This is a genomic window from Halomonas sp. 141, assembly GCF_002810305.1.
In the GTDB taxonomy this organism is placed as follows: domain Bacteria; phylum Pseudomonadota; class Gammaproteobacteria; order Pseudomonadales; family Halomonadaceae; genus Vreelandella; species Vreelandella stevensii.
The window spans coordinates 1-13,217 of sequence record NZ_PINZ01000022.1 but is presented as its reverse complement, the minus strand read 5'-3'; the positions used below and the strand labels follow the sequence as shown (position 1 = coordinate 13,217).

Annotated in this window: 9 protein-coding genes and 1 pseudogene; 9 read left to right on the top strand and 1 reads right to left on the bottom strand. The window is 61.2% G+C overall.

Translation table 11 applies throughout. The annotated features are described in order from the left end of the window. Positions 1-72: 72 nt before the first annotated feature. From pilM to CWI66_RS10930, 9 genes are all read left to right on the top strand, one after another. Positions 73-1,134, top strand: coding sequence for a type IV pilus assembly protein PilM (gene pilM / locus CWI66_RS10970; protein ID WP_100731674.1), 1,062 nt, complete (start codon positions 73-75; stop codon positions 1,132-1,134). Further along, positions 1,131-1,691, top strand: a complete 561-nt coding sequence (locus CWI66_RS10965; protein ID WP_100731673.1) for a PilN domain-containing protein — start codon at positions 1,131-1,133, stop codon at positions 1,689-1,691. Before pilM ends, CWI66_RS10965 begins: the two co-directional genes overlap by 4 nt. Beyond that, positions 1,688-2,332, top strand: coding sequence for a type 4a pilus biogenesis protein PilO (locus CWI66_RS10960; RefSeq protein WP_081136480.1), 645 nt, complete (start codon positions 1,688-1,690; stop codon positions 2,330-2,332). The genes CWI66_RS10965 and CWI66_RS10960 overlap by 4 nt, the downstream gene beginning before the upstream one ends. Further along, complete coding sequence (locus CWI66_RS10955) at positions 2,329-2,847, top strand: pilus assembly protein PilP (protein ID WP_232710855.1); 519 nt, start codon at positions 2,329-2,331, stop codon at positions 2,845-2,847. The genes CWI66_RS10960 and CWI66_RS10955 overlap by 4 nt, the downstream gene beginning before the upstream one ends. Before the next feature lie 75 nt (positions 2,848-2,922). Further along, positions 2,923-4,938 carry a type IV pilus secretin family protein gene (gene pilQ / locus CWI66_RS10950; protein ID WP_081136476.1) on the top strand — a complete coding sequence of 672 codons (2,016 nt, stop codon included), beginning with the start codon at positions 2,923-2,925 and terminating at the stop codon, positions 4,936-4,938. Further along, positions 4,938-5,504: a shikimate kinase AroK gene (gene aroK, locus CWI66_RS10945; RefSeq protein ID WP_100731672.1), complete on the top strand. Its 567-nt coding sequence runs from the start codon at positions 4,938-4,940 to the stop codon at positions 5,502-5,504. The genes pilQ and aroK overlap by 1 nt, the downstream gene beginning before the upstream one ends. Then, positions 5,501-6,607 (top strand): 3-dehydroquinate synthase, encoded by a 1,107-nt coding sequence (gene aroB / locus CWI66_RS10940; RefSeq protein WP_100731671.1) that lies wholly within the window; start codon positions 5,501-5,503, stop codon positions 6,605-6,607. Before aroK ends, aroB begins: the two co-directional genes overlap by 4 nt. Before the next feature lie 453 nt (positions 6,608-7,060). Continuing rightward, complete coding sequence (gene gltB / locus CWI66_RS10935; RefSeq protein ID WP_100731670.1) at positions 7,061-11,503, top strand: glutamate synthase large subunit; 4,443 nt, start codon at positions 7,061-7,063, stop codon at positions 11,501-11,503. Positions 11,504-11,535: 32 nt separating this feature from the next. Then, positions 11,536-12,954: an FAD-dependent oxidoreductase gene (locus CWI66_RS10930; RefSeq protein WP_039180089.1), complete on the top strand. Its 1,419-nt coding sequence runs from the start codon at positions 11,536-11,538 to the stop codon at positions 12,952-12,954. A 136-nt stretch (positions 12,955-13,090) separates the two neighbouring features. Here the strand turns inward: CWI66_RS10930 and CWI66_RS10925 are convergent. After that, positions 13,091-13,217: pseudogene (locus CWI66_RS10925) on the bottom strand (transposase); the annotation flags it as partial.

Sequence of the window (13,217 nt, the reverse complement as noted above, 5' to 3'; positions counted from 1 at the left end):
TCGGCGTGTGCCCCAGGCAAAAATCATGTAACCTCGAAACTTGCACGATAGGCAGGCGGAGCCGAACTCAACATGCGCTTACTAACACCCAGTAAAGGGTTGATTGGTGTCGATATTGCCTCGGCGACCGTCAAGCTGCTCGAACTCAAGCAGAGCAATGACAACTTTCAGGTAGAAAGCTACGCCGTGTGCCCTCTGCGTGAAGGCGCAGTGGTCGAGCGGCGTATCCGGGATATCAACGATGTGGCCAACGTGTTGAGTCGGGCAGTGGAGCATGCCAAGCCTTCGACGCGTAAGGCCGCCGTCGCTGTTCCCGCCAGCGCCGCGATTACCAAAACACTTCAATTTCCCGTCTCGCTCAGCGAAGACGAAATAGAAGAGCGGATCATCGCCGAGTCTGACCGCCATATCCCCTTTCCGTTCAGTGAAGTGGCGTTCGATTTTCACTGCCTGGGCCCTGCGCCTTCCGATGAAGAACAGCAGCAGGTCATCCTGGTCGCTTGCCGCCAGCAGGATGTCTCCCAATTGACCGAAACCCTGGAGCGTGCAGGGCTCGAACCCGCTGCCGTCGACGTGGAAACCTTCGCCATGGAGCGCTCGTTGGCCGAGCTGCGCCGTCAGTTGAAGGTGGATAGTGACCCCAGCGCCTGCGTGGGGCTGGTGGATATCGGTGCCAATATGAATGCCTTCCATGTGGTGCGCGGTGGCCATATCGTCTATAGCCGCGACACGGTCTTTGGCGGGAAGCAGTTGACCGATGCCATCCGCGATCACTATTCGCTCAGTATCGAAGAAGCCGGATTTGCCAAGAAACGCGGCGGCTTGCCCGATGACTATCAGGAGAGAGTGCTCAACCCGTTTCTCGATACGGTCGTGCAACAGGTAGGGCGCTCTCTGCAGCTTTACTACACCGCTGGCCGCCAGCACGAAGTGCAGCATATCGTTCTGGCTGGCGGGTCCAGCGTGATTCCCGGGCTGGCAGAACGCATCGCCGACGATAGCGGCATGCCGGTGACCATTGCCAACCCGTTTCAACGCATGCGGATCAACAAACGGCTTAACATCGAAGGCCTCACCAATGATGCGCATACCATGCTGACCGCCGGTGGGCTGGCCATGAGGGCCGGGCGATGAGTATTACCATCAACCTGCTGCCCTGGCGTGAGTCGCGCCGCCAGCGCCGAACACAGCGCTTTTACAAACTGTTGATCATGATGGTGCTGCTGGCGGTGGGTCTGGGGCTGGGCGCGTCACAGCTCTATCAGCAGATGCTGACGGCGCAGCAACAGCGCAACGCTTATATTGCGCAGCAGATCGAGCGCCTGAACAGTGAAATTGCCGATGTGCAACGCTATCAGGCCTCAGTGGCCCGGCTGGGTGAGCAATTGACGCTGTTTCAAACGCTGCAGGGCGAGCGGGCCAGCACGGTCAAGTTGTTCAATGACATCGCCGCCAGCGTGGTCGATGGTGTGGTGTATCAGCGTCTGGCGCGCAGTGGTGACCGTGTCAGTATTTCGGCCATGGCCGGTAACGAGTGGCAGGTATCTGAGCAGCTTCGTCAAATCGCCGACATGCCAGGCTTGGGAGTGCCGCTGTTGTCGGAAGTTGCCAGCGGCCAGGATGGCACCAGCCGGGTTTTTCAGTTCGAGGTGGTGCAAGTGCTGCCTGGTAGCGAGGAGTCAGCGCCATGATCTGGAGCCGACAGCGGTGGCGTGACGAGTGGCAGCGTCTGCAGAGCGTCGATTGGCAAGCGCTGAATATAAAAGAGGCGGGCGAGTGGCCCACCTTGTTGAAAGGCCTGTGCTGCTTGCTGGCATTCGTCATCGTGTTCGGTGGTCTGAGCTGGTGGCTGCTTGGCGAGAAACGCGCCGCGTTGGAGGCGGCGCAGCGCCAGGAAGTGCGCCTGTTGGGGGAGTATCGTGGCAAGGTCGGCGAGGCCGCGTTCTTGCCGGAAGTGCGCGACCAGTTGATGTTGCTGGAAGAGCAGATTGCCTCGATGCGCGCCATGCTGCCCACCAGTGCGGAAATCCCGACGCTGCTGGACGGCATCAGCGATGCCGCGGTGAGCAATAACCTGACCATCGAGACCATTCGCCTACGGCCTACGGTGCGTAATACCCACTATGTAGAGCATCCGTTCGATATTCAGGTCAGGGGCGGGTATCACGAATTGGCGCGCTTTGCGGCAGATATCAGCCAGCAGGCGCGGATCATTACCCAGCAGGATGTCACGCTGGTGCCGGTCGAGCAGGGCAGCGATACGCTACGTATGTCGTTACTGGCGCGTACGTATAGCTATATAGAAGATGCGCAGCAGGGGGGCACGCCATGAGGCGGTGGCCAGGCATGGTAGGGGGACTGTTGCTGCTGGCCGGGTGTGGAGAAGCCAACCTTGGCGAGCTGGACGAACAGCTCAGCGACATCCGGCGCAGCCCAGCGGGGCAGCCGCCGGTAGAAATACCGACGATCCCCGATTACCGAGCCGTCGCTTACCGTTATAGTGATGCGCGAAGCCCTTTTTTAGCGCCCGAGAGCATTCGTACCCAGGCCGCGACGGCTCTGTTGGAAAGTGCGTTGGCCCCCGACCAGCAGCGTTCTCCCGAGCCGCTGGAGCAGTTTCCTCTGTCATCGCTGCGCCTGGTGGGTACGCTGCGTATGGGCGGTCAGCAGGTGGGCATGATCGCTGCTCCGGATGGCAGCGTGATCCGTGTCAGGGTGGGTGACTACCTGGGCACTGACCATGGCCGCATTACGGCCATAGCGCCGCAGGAAGTGCGTCTGGCCGAGCGCGTTTTCGATCAGCAGCAAGGCTGGCAGGAGCGCCCGGCGGCGCTGACGTTGGAGTAAACCGCCCCGCGTCTGCTGCCCAATAGTTTCGCCCTTACAATAGTGTCGACCTTTTTCAGTTACTGGATGACTTTTATGGCCATCGCGCTCCGCCAAATAACGCTTTCCCTGTTTACCATGATGCCTGCGCTGGCCTGGGGTTCCGTGCTCACGGCGCTGGACGTTCGAGAAACCTCGCGTGGCGATGTGGAGCTGCTGCTGCAGTTCAGCGGTGGCGTGGCGGAGCTGAGCGGCTATCGCCTGGATGCGCCGCCGCGTCTGGCGCTGGACTTGGCCGATACGCAAAGCGGCTTGGCACAGCGTCGCATCAATGTCGGCAGTGCAGGCGTCGAACGCATCACGGCGCTGGAAGGCAATGGCCGAACGCGGCTGGTGGTCGACCTGAGCCAGCCGTTGGAGTACACCTCGCGGGTTGATGGGGATCGGTTGAGGATTACGCTCTCGCCTGATGCCTCGCCTCAAGGAGGCCTGGCAACCGCTCAAGGCCCTCAGGTCAGTAACATCGACTTCCGCCGGGGTACGGATGGCTCGGGGCGTTTGTTGGTGACCTTCGACCGTGACGGGGTGGTGACACAGGTGCGAGAAGGCAGCGGTGGCCGCGTGATTGCCGAACTGCGTGACGTGGACATCCCCGATGCCTTGAACCAGATTTACGATGTCACCGATTTTGCTACGCCGGTTACCCGCATCACGCCCCGTTCCGGGCAGCGTGACACGCTGCTGGAGCTGCAAACGGAGGGCCCTTACGCCATGTTGTCCTCGCAGAGTGGCCGCACGCTGACCATCGAGGTCCAGCCGGCCAGCCAAGCGCCTCAACAGCAGCGCGAGCGCGAAGGGCAGTCGTTCACTGGCGAGCGCTTGAGTCTCAACTTCCAGGATATCGAAGTGCGTGCCGTGCTGGCGACGCTGGCCGAGTTTACCGGCCTGAACCTGGTGGCCAGCGACAGCGTGACGGGGCGCGTCACCTTGAACCTGAACGACGTACCCTGGGATCAGGCGTTGGCGCTGATCCTGCAAAGCCAGGGGCTCTCCAGCCGTGAGCAGGGCAATGTCATCGTGGTGGCCCCCGCCAACGAGCTGGCCGACCTGGAGCGGCAGGAGATCGAGGCGCGCAACCAGCAGCAGACCCAGGCCCCGTTGATTACCGAATTCGTCGAAGTCAAGTATGCGCGGGCAGAGAACCTGGCGCAGCTGTTGCGTGGCGGTGACGGATTTGGCTTGCTGACCGACCGCGGCCGTGTCAGCGTAGACCAGCGCACCAATACGCTGCTCATTCAGGATACCGCGGAACAGGTACGCGACATCATGCGTACTTTGGACAGGCTGGATGTGGCCGTGCGCCAGGTGCAGATCGAGGCGCGTATCGTGATAGCCCGAGACACCGCTTCCCGGGAGCTGGGCGTGAACTGGGGCGTCTCCAGCACGCGAGGCTTCATGGAAAGCGATGCTGGGCAGTTCGTGCCGCGTAACATCAACCCAGGAGGGCTCAACCGTGCCCAGGGCGGACTGGCGGTGGACCTGGGCTCTGCCTCCGCGGCCAGTACCGGTTTCAGCTTTGGTTATCTCTCCGGGGATATTCTGCTCGACCTGGAGCTGCGTGCCCTGGAAAGCGAAGGCAAGAGTCAGACCATCTCGCAGCCACGGGTGATTACCGCCAACCAGCGCACGGCCACCATTCGCCAAGGTGAAGAGCGTGCTTTCCAGAGCGTCGATGCACAGGGTAACCCGGATACCGAGTTCAAGGAGGCGGAGCTGTCGCTGGAAGTCACGCCGCAAATTACCCCAGATAACCGTATCATCATGGATCTGGTGATCAAGAACGATAGTTTCCGGGAAAGCGAGTTTGGCGGTGAGCCGCCCATCGACACCAATCAGATCGAAACTCAGGTGTTGGTGGACAACGGTCAGACGGTAGTGCTGGGTGGGATTCTGACCACCGAGCAGCTGAGCCAGATGGCCAAGACCCCGCTGCTGGGTGATTTGCCCTTTATCGGTCGGCTGTTTCGCTATACCGAAGAGAGCAATGAAAAGGTAGAGTTACTGGTCTTTATTACTCCTCGTTTACTTGATGATGGTTTGGCGGTTCGCTAATGCAGGATTTACCCAATATTTTTTTGATCGGCCCCATGGGGGCTGGCAAGAGCACGATAGGCCGCCTGCTGGCGGCGGAGCTGTCGCGCACCTTTCATGATAGCGACCATGCCATCCAGGATCGTTGCGGTGCCGATATCCCGTGGATTTTCGACGTGGAAGGGGAGCCCGGTTTTCGTCAGCGCGAAATCCAGATGATCGACGAGCTGACACGGCTTTCTGGCGTGGTGGTGGCCACCGGAGGTGGGGCGGTGCTGCGTGAAGAGAATCGCCGTGCACTGCGTGAACGCGGTACCGTGGTATACCTGATGACCACCGTGGAGCAACAGCTCAAGCGCACGGCCAAGGACCGTAATCGTCCGCTACTCCAGTGTGCCGACCGGGAGCAGGTGCTCAACGACATGTTCGCCACCCGTGACCCCCTCTATCGCGCCACGTCCGATATTACCGTACGTACGGATCGACGCAGTCCGCGCGCCGTGGTCAATGAAATTCTGCGCCGGGTCCACCGGCTGGTCGACCCGCTGGAAGCAGCCGGCACAACGCAAACAAAGGTATCGTCATGACACAGCCTTCAGGCATAGAACGCACCCTGAACGTGGATCTGGGTGAGCGAAGCTACCCCATTCATATCGGCGTGGGGCTGTTGAATCGCGCTGAGAGTTTCGTGCCTTACCTGGCGGGCGGGCAGGTGATGGTGGTCACCAACGAGACCATTGCGCCGCACTATCTCGACGCGCTGTGCCAAAGCTTGCCTGACCACCTTGATGTACGCACGCTGGTGCTGCCCGACGGTGAGCAGTACAAGAGTATCGAACAGGTCAGCCGCATCTGGGATGCCTTGCTGAAAGCTGGGTTCAATCGCCGCTGTACGCTCATTGCGTTGGGTGGTGGCGTGATTGGCGACATGGTGGGCTATGCGGCGGCCTCCTATCAGCGTGGCGTCGCGTTCATTCAAGTGCCGACGACCCTGCTCTCGCAGGTGGACTCCTCGGTGGGCGGGAAGACCGGGGTGAACCATCCGCTGGGCAAGAACATGATTGGCGCTTTCTGGCAGCCCAAAGCCGTCATCGTCGATATCGATACCCTGGCCACGCTGCCGCCCCGGGAGCTATCGGCGGGCCTGGCCGAAGTCGTGAAGTATGGCTTCATTCGTGACGAAGATTTTTTGGGCTGGCTGGAAGCGCGCATGGATGCCCTGCGCCAAGTGGAGCCAGGTATCGTGGCCGAGGCGATTGCCAGAAGCTGCCAGATCAAGGCCGACATCGTGGCCGAAGACGAAACCGAGCAGGGGGTTCGCGCACTATTGAACCTGGGGCACACCTTTGGCCATGCCATCGAAGCGCATCAGGGGTATGGCAACTGGCTGCACGGTGAGGCAGTAGGGGCGGGCATGGCCATGGCGGCCACGCTGTCTTGTCAGCTGGGCTGGATCACGGAGGATGCGCTGGCGCGCACTCGCTCGGTGATCGAAAGTGCCGGGCTACCGCTGGCCGCGCCGCGCGATATGAGTGCAGACGACTTTCTGGTGCGCATGCGCCTGGACAAGAAAAACGTCGATGCGCGCCTGCGCCTGGTGCTGCTCAAGGCGCTGGGGCATGCCTGCGTCAGCGATGCCACGCCCCCGGAACTGCTAACCGAGCTGCTGACCGGCTACCCTCGCGCCTAGCGAAGTAGCGTCGGATGCTGACCATGCGTCAGTCATGATATTGGCAAAGCCCGCCCACGCCACGGCGGGCTTTTTATTGGCTGTTAGTATCCAATTAGCATGGCTTATGCGCTATCGGCATGGGTTTTTTGCTTTAATTTAGACCAAAGTCTAATGCTTTTTGGGTAGCGTTTAAAAATCGTTCAATGGCTGTGCAAGTGCTTGAAGTGTATGTATTTTTTTGTGGTTAGGGCATGCAACTGCAGGATTTGGCAAGGTTTTTTTGCGGTTGGCGAGTTCTGGGTGATTGCGCTACGCGACTGCAAATCGCTATGCTGAGCAACCATTTTCTTGCAGCAGCGGATGCGGGAAAGCCCTTATTGTAGGCGGGTAATAAGAGCTATAAAAAAGAAAAACCCGGAATAATACCATAAAAACGCTGCTGGTAAAATACGCTGACTAGAGGCACGCCCAATGAATAGAGGTCTTCACCAGCCTGGCGAGTTTCGCGATAACTGTGGTTTTGGCCTGATTGCCCATATGGAAGGGCAGGCCAGTCACGACTTGCTGAAAACGGCCATTGAATCACTTACCTGCATGACGCATCGCGGTGGTATCGCGGCAGACGGTAAAACCGGCGACGGCTGTGGTCTGCTGCTCAAGATGCCAGCGCAGTTCATGCGCGCGGCAGCTCAAGAGGCGCTCGGTGTGGCGCTGGGCGAGCGCTTTGCCGTGGGCGTGGTATTCCTGCCTGACGACGATGCGCGTGCCAGCAAGGCCAGGGAAACCCTGGTCGGCGAGCTGAGCGCCCGCGGCCTGGACGTGCTGGGCTGGCGAGTGGTGCCCACCGACTCAAGCGTCTGTGGCCCCATGGCACTGGACTGCCTGCCGCGTATCGAGCAGCTGTTCGTGGCGCCCGGCAGCAGCGACAACTTCGATGTCGACCTGTTCATGGCGCGCCGCTATGCCGAGCAGGCCCTGCGCAGTGATGAAGACTTCTACGTGGCGTCGCTTTCCAGCGAAGTGGTCTCCTATAAAGGCTTGGTAATGCCGGAAGACCTACCAGCCTTTTACAAGGACTTGAACGACCCGCGCCTGGAAACCGCCATTTGTGTTTTCCACCAGCGCTTCTCGACCAACACGGCGCCGCGCTGGCCCCTGGCGCAGCCGTTCCGCCTGCTGGCACATAACGGTGAAATCAACACCATCGAAGCCAACCGCGGCTGGGCGAACTCGCGCAAGGCGAACTTCGTCAACGAGCGTCTGCCCGATATCGCCAAGCTGGATGAAATCGTCAACACCACCGGCTCCGACTCCTCCAGCATGGACAACATGCTGGAAGTACTGCTGACCGGGGGGATGGAGCTGCACCGAGCCGTGCGCATGATGGTGCCACCTGCCTGGCAGAACGTGGAGACCATGGATGCCGAGCTGCGGGCGTTCTACGAATACAACTCCATGCACATGGAGCCCTGGGATGGCCCCGCTGGCGTGGTCATGACCGACGGCCGTCAGGCCGTGTGTATGCTCGACCGTAACGGGCTGCGCCCGGCGCGCTGGGTGATCACCAGGAATGGCTACATCACGCTGGCGTCGGAAATCGGCACTTACGGCTATCAGCCGGAAGACGTGGTGGCAAAAGGTAGAGTCGGCCCTGGTCAGATGCTGGCCGTGGATACCCACACCGGCGAAGTGCTGCACACCCAGGACATCGATGACCGCCTGAAATCTGCCTACCCCTACAAGCGTTGGCTGAAGCAGGAGGCCAGCTACCTGGAGTCGGCATTGACCGAGCTGGCGCGGTTCCAGACCATGGATACCGACGCCCTGAATGTGCAGCAGAAGATGTTCCAGGTGACCTTCGAAGAGCGCGACCAGGTGCTGCGCCCGCTGGCAGAAAGCGGCCAGGAAGCCGTCGGGTCCATGGGCGACGATACACCCATGGCGGTCCTGTCGAGCCGTCCGCGCCTGCTGACCGACTTCTTCCGCCAGAAGTTTGCTCAGGTCACCAACCCGCCCATCGACCCGCTGCGCGAAGCAATCGTCATGTCGCTGGAAACCTGCTGCGGTGCCGAGCTGAACGTCTTCAAGGCCACGCCGGAGCACGCGCACCGCTTGATCCTGACCACGCCGGTGCTGTCGCCACGCAAGTTCACTGCGCTGGTGAGTCAGGACGACCCGGCATTTGCCAGCCATCTGCTGCCGCTGGGCTACGACCCGGAAAGCACCAGCCTCCAGCAAGCCATTGTGGCGCTGTGCCAGGAAGCCGAAGCGCAGGTCAAGGCGGGCAAGGTAATTCTGGTACTGAGCGATGCCGAACTGCCCAAGGGCCAACTGCCCATCCAGGCAGCCTTGGCCGTGGGTGCCGTGCACTCGCACCTGGGGCGTCTGGCGCTGCGCCCGAATGCCAACATCGTGGTCGAAACCGGCTATGCCCGCGACGCCCACCAGATGGCCGTACTGTTCGGCGTGGGCGCCACGGCGGTCTACCCATGGCTGGCCTATCAGGTGATGGCCGACATGCACCGCACTGGCGAACTCACCGGTAACCCGGCAGATGCCCGCGAGAACTACCGCAAGGGCCTGCAGAAGGGGCTGTTCAAGATTCTTTCGAAGATGGGTATCTCGACGCTGGCGTCCTACCGTGGCTCCATGCTGTTCGAAGCCGTGGGCCTGGCCGATGAAGTGATGGATACCTGTTTCGTCGGCATGGCGTCGCGCATTCAGGGCACCGGCTTTGCCGAGCTGCAGCTGCAGCAGGAGCTGCTGGCCAAGGATGCCTGGATTCCGCGCAAGGGCATTTCCCAGGGCGGTATGCTCAAGTACGTGCATGGCCACGAGTATCACGCCTATAACCCGGATGTGGTCAAGGCGCTGCAGGCGGCGGTGCAAGAGGGCAGCTACACCAAGTGGAAGAAGTTCGCGCAGCTGGTGAACGAGCGCCCCGTGGCCACCATTCGTGACCTGCTGAAGCTCAAGCCTGCGGCCACGCCGATTCCGCTGGAAGAGGTCGAGCCCATCGAAGCGCTGATTCCACGCTTCGACAGCGCAGGCATGTCGCTGGGCGCACTCTCCCCTGAGGCCCATGAGGCGCTGGCCCAGGCCATGAACGAGGCCGGTGGTCGCTCCAACTCCGGTGAGGGCGGTGAAGATCCTGCCCGTTACGGCACCATCCGCAGCTCCAGGATCAAGCAGATCGCCTCTGGCCGTTTCGGCGTGACGCCTGCCTACCTGGTCAATGCAGACGTACTGCAGATCAAGGTTGCCCAAGGGGCCAAGCCCGGCGAAGGCGGCCAGCTACCTGGCGGCAAGGTCAATCAACTGATTGCCCGCCTGCGTTACTCGGTGCCCGGCGTGACGCTCATTTCGCCGCCGCCGCACCACGACATCTACTCCATCGAAGACCTGGCGCAGCTGATCTTCGACCTGAAGCAGGTCAACCCTGATGCCCAGGTGTCGGTGAAGCTGGTCTCCGAGCCCGGCATCGGTACCATTGCCACCGGCGTGGCCAAGGCCTACGCGGACCTGATCACCGTCTCGGGCTACGATGGCGGCACGGCAGCGAGCCCGCTCACCTCCATCAAGCACGCCGGTTCCCCCTGGGAGCTGGGTCTGCCGGAAGTGCATCAGGCGCTGCGCATCAATGGCCTGCGCGACAAGATTCGTCTCCAGACCGACGGCGGTCTGAAAACCGGACTGGACGTGGTCAAGGCGGCCATTCTCGGGGCCGAAAGCTTCGGTTTTGGCACCGCGCCCATGGTGGCGCTGGGCTGCAAGTTCCTGCGCATTTGCCATCTCAACAACTGTGCCACCGGTGTCGCTACTCAGGACGACTTCCTGCGCGGCGAGCATTTCCGCGGCACCGTGGACATGGTGAAGAACTACTTCCGCTTCATTGCCGAGGAAGTGCGCGAGCTGATGGCCATGCTGGGCGTGAGCAAGCTCACCGACCTGATTGGCCGTACCGACCTGCTGGAAGTGCTGGAAGGCAACACCGCGTCGCAGCGCAAGCTGGACCTGACGCCGCTGCTGGCCAACGATTTCGTGCCCGTCGACGCGCCGCAGTTCTGCGTGGTCAGCCGCAATGTGCCCCACGACCCCGGTGCCAAGAACCAGGAAGTGCTGGCGGCGCTGAAAGAGGCTATCGACACCCGGTCCGGCGGCACCTTCGACTTCACCATCACCAACTGCGACCGCAGCGTGGGCGCGCTCACCTCGGGGGCGATTGCCAAGCGCTACGGCGAGGATGGCCTGGAAGCGGCGCCGGTCACCGCGCGCTTCAAAGGGGTGGCGGGCCAGAGCTTTGGTGTCTGGAACGCGCGTGGTTTGAATCTCTACCTGGAAGGCGACGCCAACGACTACGTGGGCAAGGGGATGAACGGTGGCAGCATCGTGATCGTGCCGCCCAAGGTCAGCCAGTTCGAAAGCCACAAGACTGCCATCCTCGGCAACACCTGCCTCTATGGTGCCACCGGCGGCACGCTGTTTGCGGCGGGTACGGCAGGCGAGCGCTTTGGCGTGCGTAACTCTGGTGCTACGGCGGTGATCGAAGGCGCCGGGGACCACTGCTGCGAATACATGACCGGCGGCCTGGTCTGTGTGCTGGGTGAGACGGGTGTCAACTTTGGGGCAGGCATGACCGGTGGTTTTGCCTACGTACTGGATGAAGATCGTACCTTCGTGGACAAGTACAACCACGAGCTGGTCGAAATCCACCGGGTGAATACCGAAGCGATGGAAGCCTATCGTCGTCACCTGCGCGAAATGATCGAAGCCTACGTGGCGGCGACCGGCTCTGCGCGTGGTGCGGCGATTCTGGAAGACTTCAGCGACTACGCACGCCACTTCTGGCTGGTGAAGCCCAAGGCCGCCAGCCTGGGGAGTCTGCTGGACCAATCCCGGCGTCAGCCGCAATAACCGTCCGCGCCTACGCTTCGAGGAGAGAGATCATGGCCAACCGTTTGAATAACGATTTTCAGTTTGTCGACGTGGGTCGTAAAGACCCCGAGAAAAAACCGGCGCATACCCGCGCCAAAGAGTTCGCGGAAATCTACGAGCCCTTCAAGCCCACCGATGCGGCCAGTCAGGCGCATCGCTGCTTGCACTGTGGCAACCCGTACTGCGAATGGAAGTGCCCGGTACATAACTATATTCCCAACTGGCTGCAGCTGGTGGTGGAAGGCAACATCATCGAAGCCGCCGAGCTGTCCCACAAGACCAACTCGCTGCCGGAAGTGTGTGGCCGCGTGTGCCCGCAGGATCGTTTGTGCGAGGGCGACTGCACCTTGAACGATGGCTTTGGTGCCGTCACCATTGGCTCTGTAGAGAAGTACATTACCGATACCGCCTTTGCCATGGGCTGGCGCCCGGACATGTCCAAGGTGGTCTGGACCGACAAGAAGGTCGCCATTGTAGGGGCGGGGCCTGCGGGCCTCGGCTGTGCCGACATTCTGGCGCGTAACGGCGTCAAGCCCGTGGTGTTCGACAAGTACCCGGAAATTGGTGGCCTGCTGACCTTCGGTATCCCGGAGTTCAAGCTGGAAAAGAACGTCATGGAGCGCCGCCGCGCGGTCTTCGAAGAGATGGGCGTCGAGTTCCGCCTGAATACCGAAATCGGCACTGACATCGAGTTCGAGACGCTGCTGCAGGAGTACGATGCCGTGTTCCTGGGCATGGGCACCTACAAGTACATGCAGGGTGGCTTCCCCGGCGAAGACCTGCCCGGTGTCTACAAGGCGCTGGACTTCCTGATTGCCAACGTCAACCGCCGCCTGGGCTTCGAAAAAGACCCCAGCGACTTCATCTCCATGGAAGGCAAGCGGGTCGTGGTGCTGGGTGGTGGCGATACCGCCATGGACTGTAACCGCACCTCGATTCGTCAGCGTGCTGCCAGTGTGACCTGTGCCTATCGCCGCGACGAAGAGAACATGCCGGGTTCGCGCCGTGAAGTGGCCAACGCCCGGGAAGAGGGCGTCGAGTTTCTGTTCAACCGCCAGCCGGTAGCGGTGGTCGGGGACGACAAGGTTGAGGGTGTGAAGGTCGTGCGGACGCGCCTGGGCGAGCCGGATGAAAACGGACGCCGTCGCCCGGAAGTGGTGCCCGGCTCCGAAGAGATCATTGCCGCTGATGCGGTGGTGGTGGCCTTTGGCTTCCAGGCAAGCCCGGCCCCATGGTTCAAAAGCGCCAATATCGAGGTCAACGACTGGGATCTGGTCAAGGCACCCGAGCATGGCCAGTATGCGTTCCAGACCAGCAACGAGAAAATCTTTGCCGGTGGCGATATGGTGCGCGGTTCGGACCTCGTGGTGACGGCCATTTATGAAGGCCGCCAGGCCGCCGAAGGCATTCTGGACTACCTGGGCGTTTAAGCGTGTAACGAGGTGGCAAAGGGGTGCCTGAGGCACCCCTTTGCCCGATAAATCGGCCTCCCACTGCTTATCGAACATCGCGAAAAACCTCGTACTTCTAGTGCGAGGATGGATAGCGAGGGGCGCGAGAGCGCCCCTAGTTCGGCCTCGATTGTTGCTCAATATACTGCTTGACCATGCTCAGGGGGGGCGCCTCCGACACTTCCCGCAAAGTAGCTTGGACTCCACAGCGAGTTCTTCCGGTAGGCGGGCTGCACCAGTTC

What these genes read in the sequence shown, in the direction of transcription:
- aroK (WP_100731672.1), top strand. Translation starts at nt 4,938, where the DNA reads ATGCAGGATTTACCCAATATTTTTTTGATCGGCCCCATGGGGGCTGGC.
- CWI66_RS10930 (WP_039180089.1), top strand. Translation starts at nt 11,536, where the DNA reads ATGGCCAACCGTTTGAATAACGATTTTCAGTTTGTCGACGTGGGTCGT.
- pilQ (WP_081136476.1), top strand. Translation starts at nt 2,923, where the DNA reads ATGGCCATCGCGCTCCGCCAAATAACGCTTTCCCTGTTTACCATGATG.
- gltB (WP_100731670.1), top strand. Translation starts at nt 7,061, where the DNA reads ATGAATAGAGGTCTTCACCAGCCTGGCGAGTTTCGCGATAACTGTGGT.
- CWI66_RS10960 (WP_081136480.1), top strand. Translation starts at nt 1,688, where the DNA reads ATGATCTGGAGCCGACAGCGGTGGCGTGACGAGTGGCAGCGTCTGCAG.
- CWI66_RS10955 (WP_232710855.1), top strand. Translation starts at nt 2,329, where the DNA reads ATGAGGCGGTGGCCAGGCATGGTAGGGGGACTGTTGCTGCTGGCCGGG.
- aroB (WP_100731671.1), top strand. Translation starts at nt 5,501, where the DNA reads ATGACACAGCCTTCAGGCATAGAACGCACCCTGAACGTGGATCTGGGT.
- pilM (WP_100731674.1), top strand. Translation starts at nt 73, where the DNA reads ATGCGCTTACTAACACCCAGTAAAGGGTTGATTGGTGTCGATATTGCC.
- CWI66_RS10965 (WP_100731673.1), top strand. Translation starts at nt 1,131, where the DNA reads ATGAGTATTACCATCAACCTGCTGCCCTGGCGTGAGTCGCGCCGCCAG.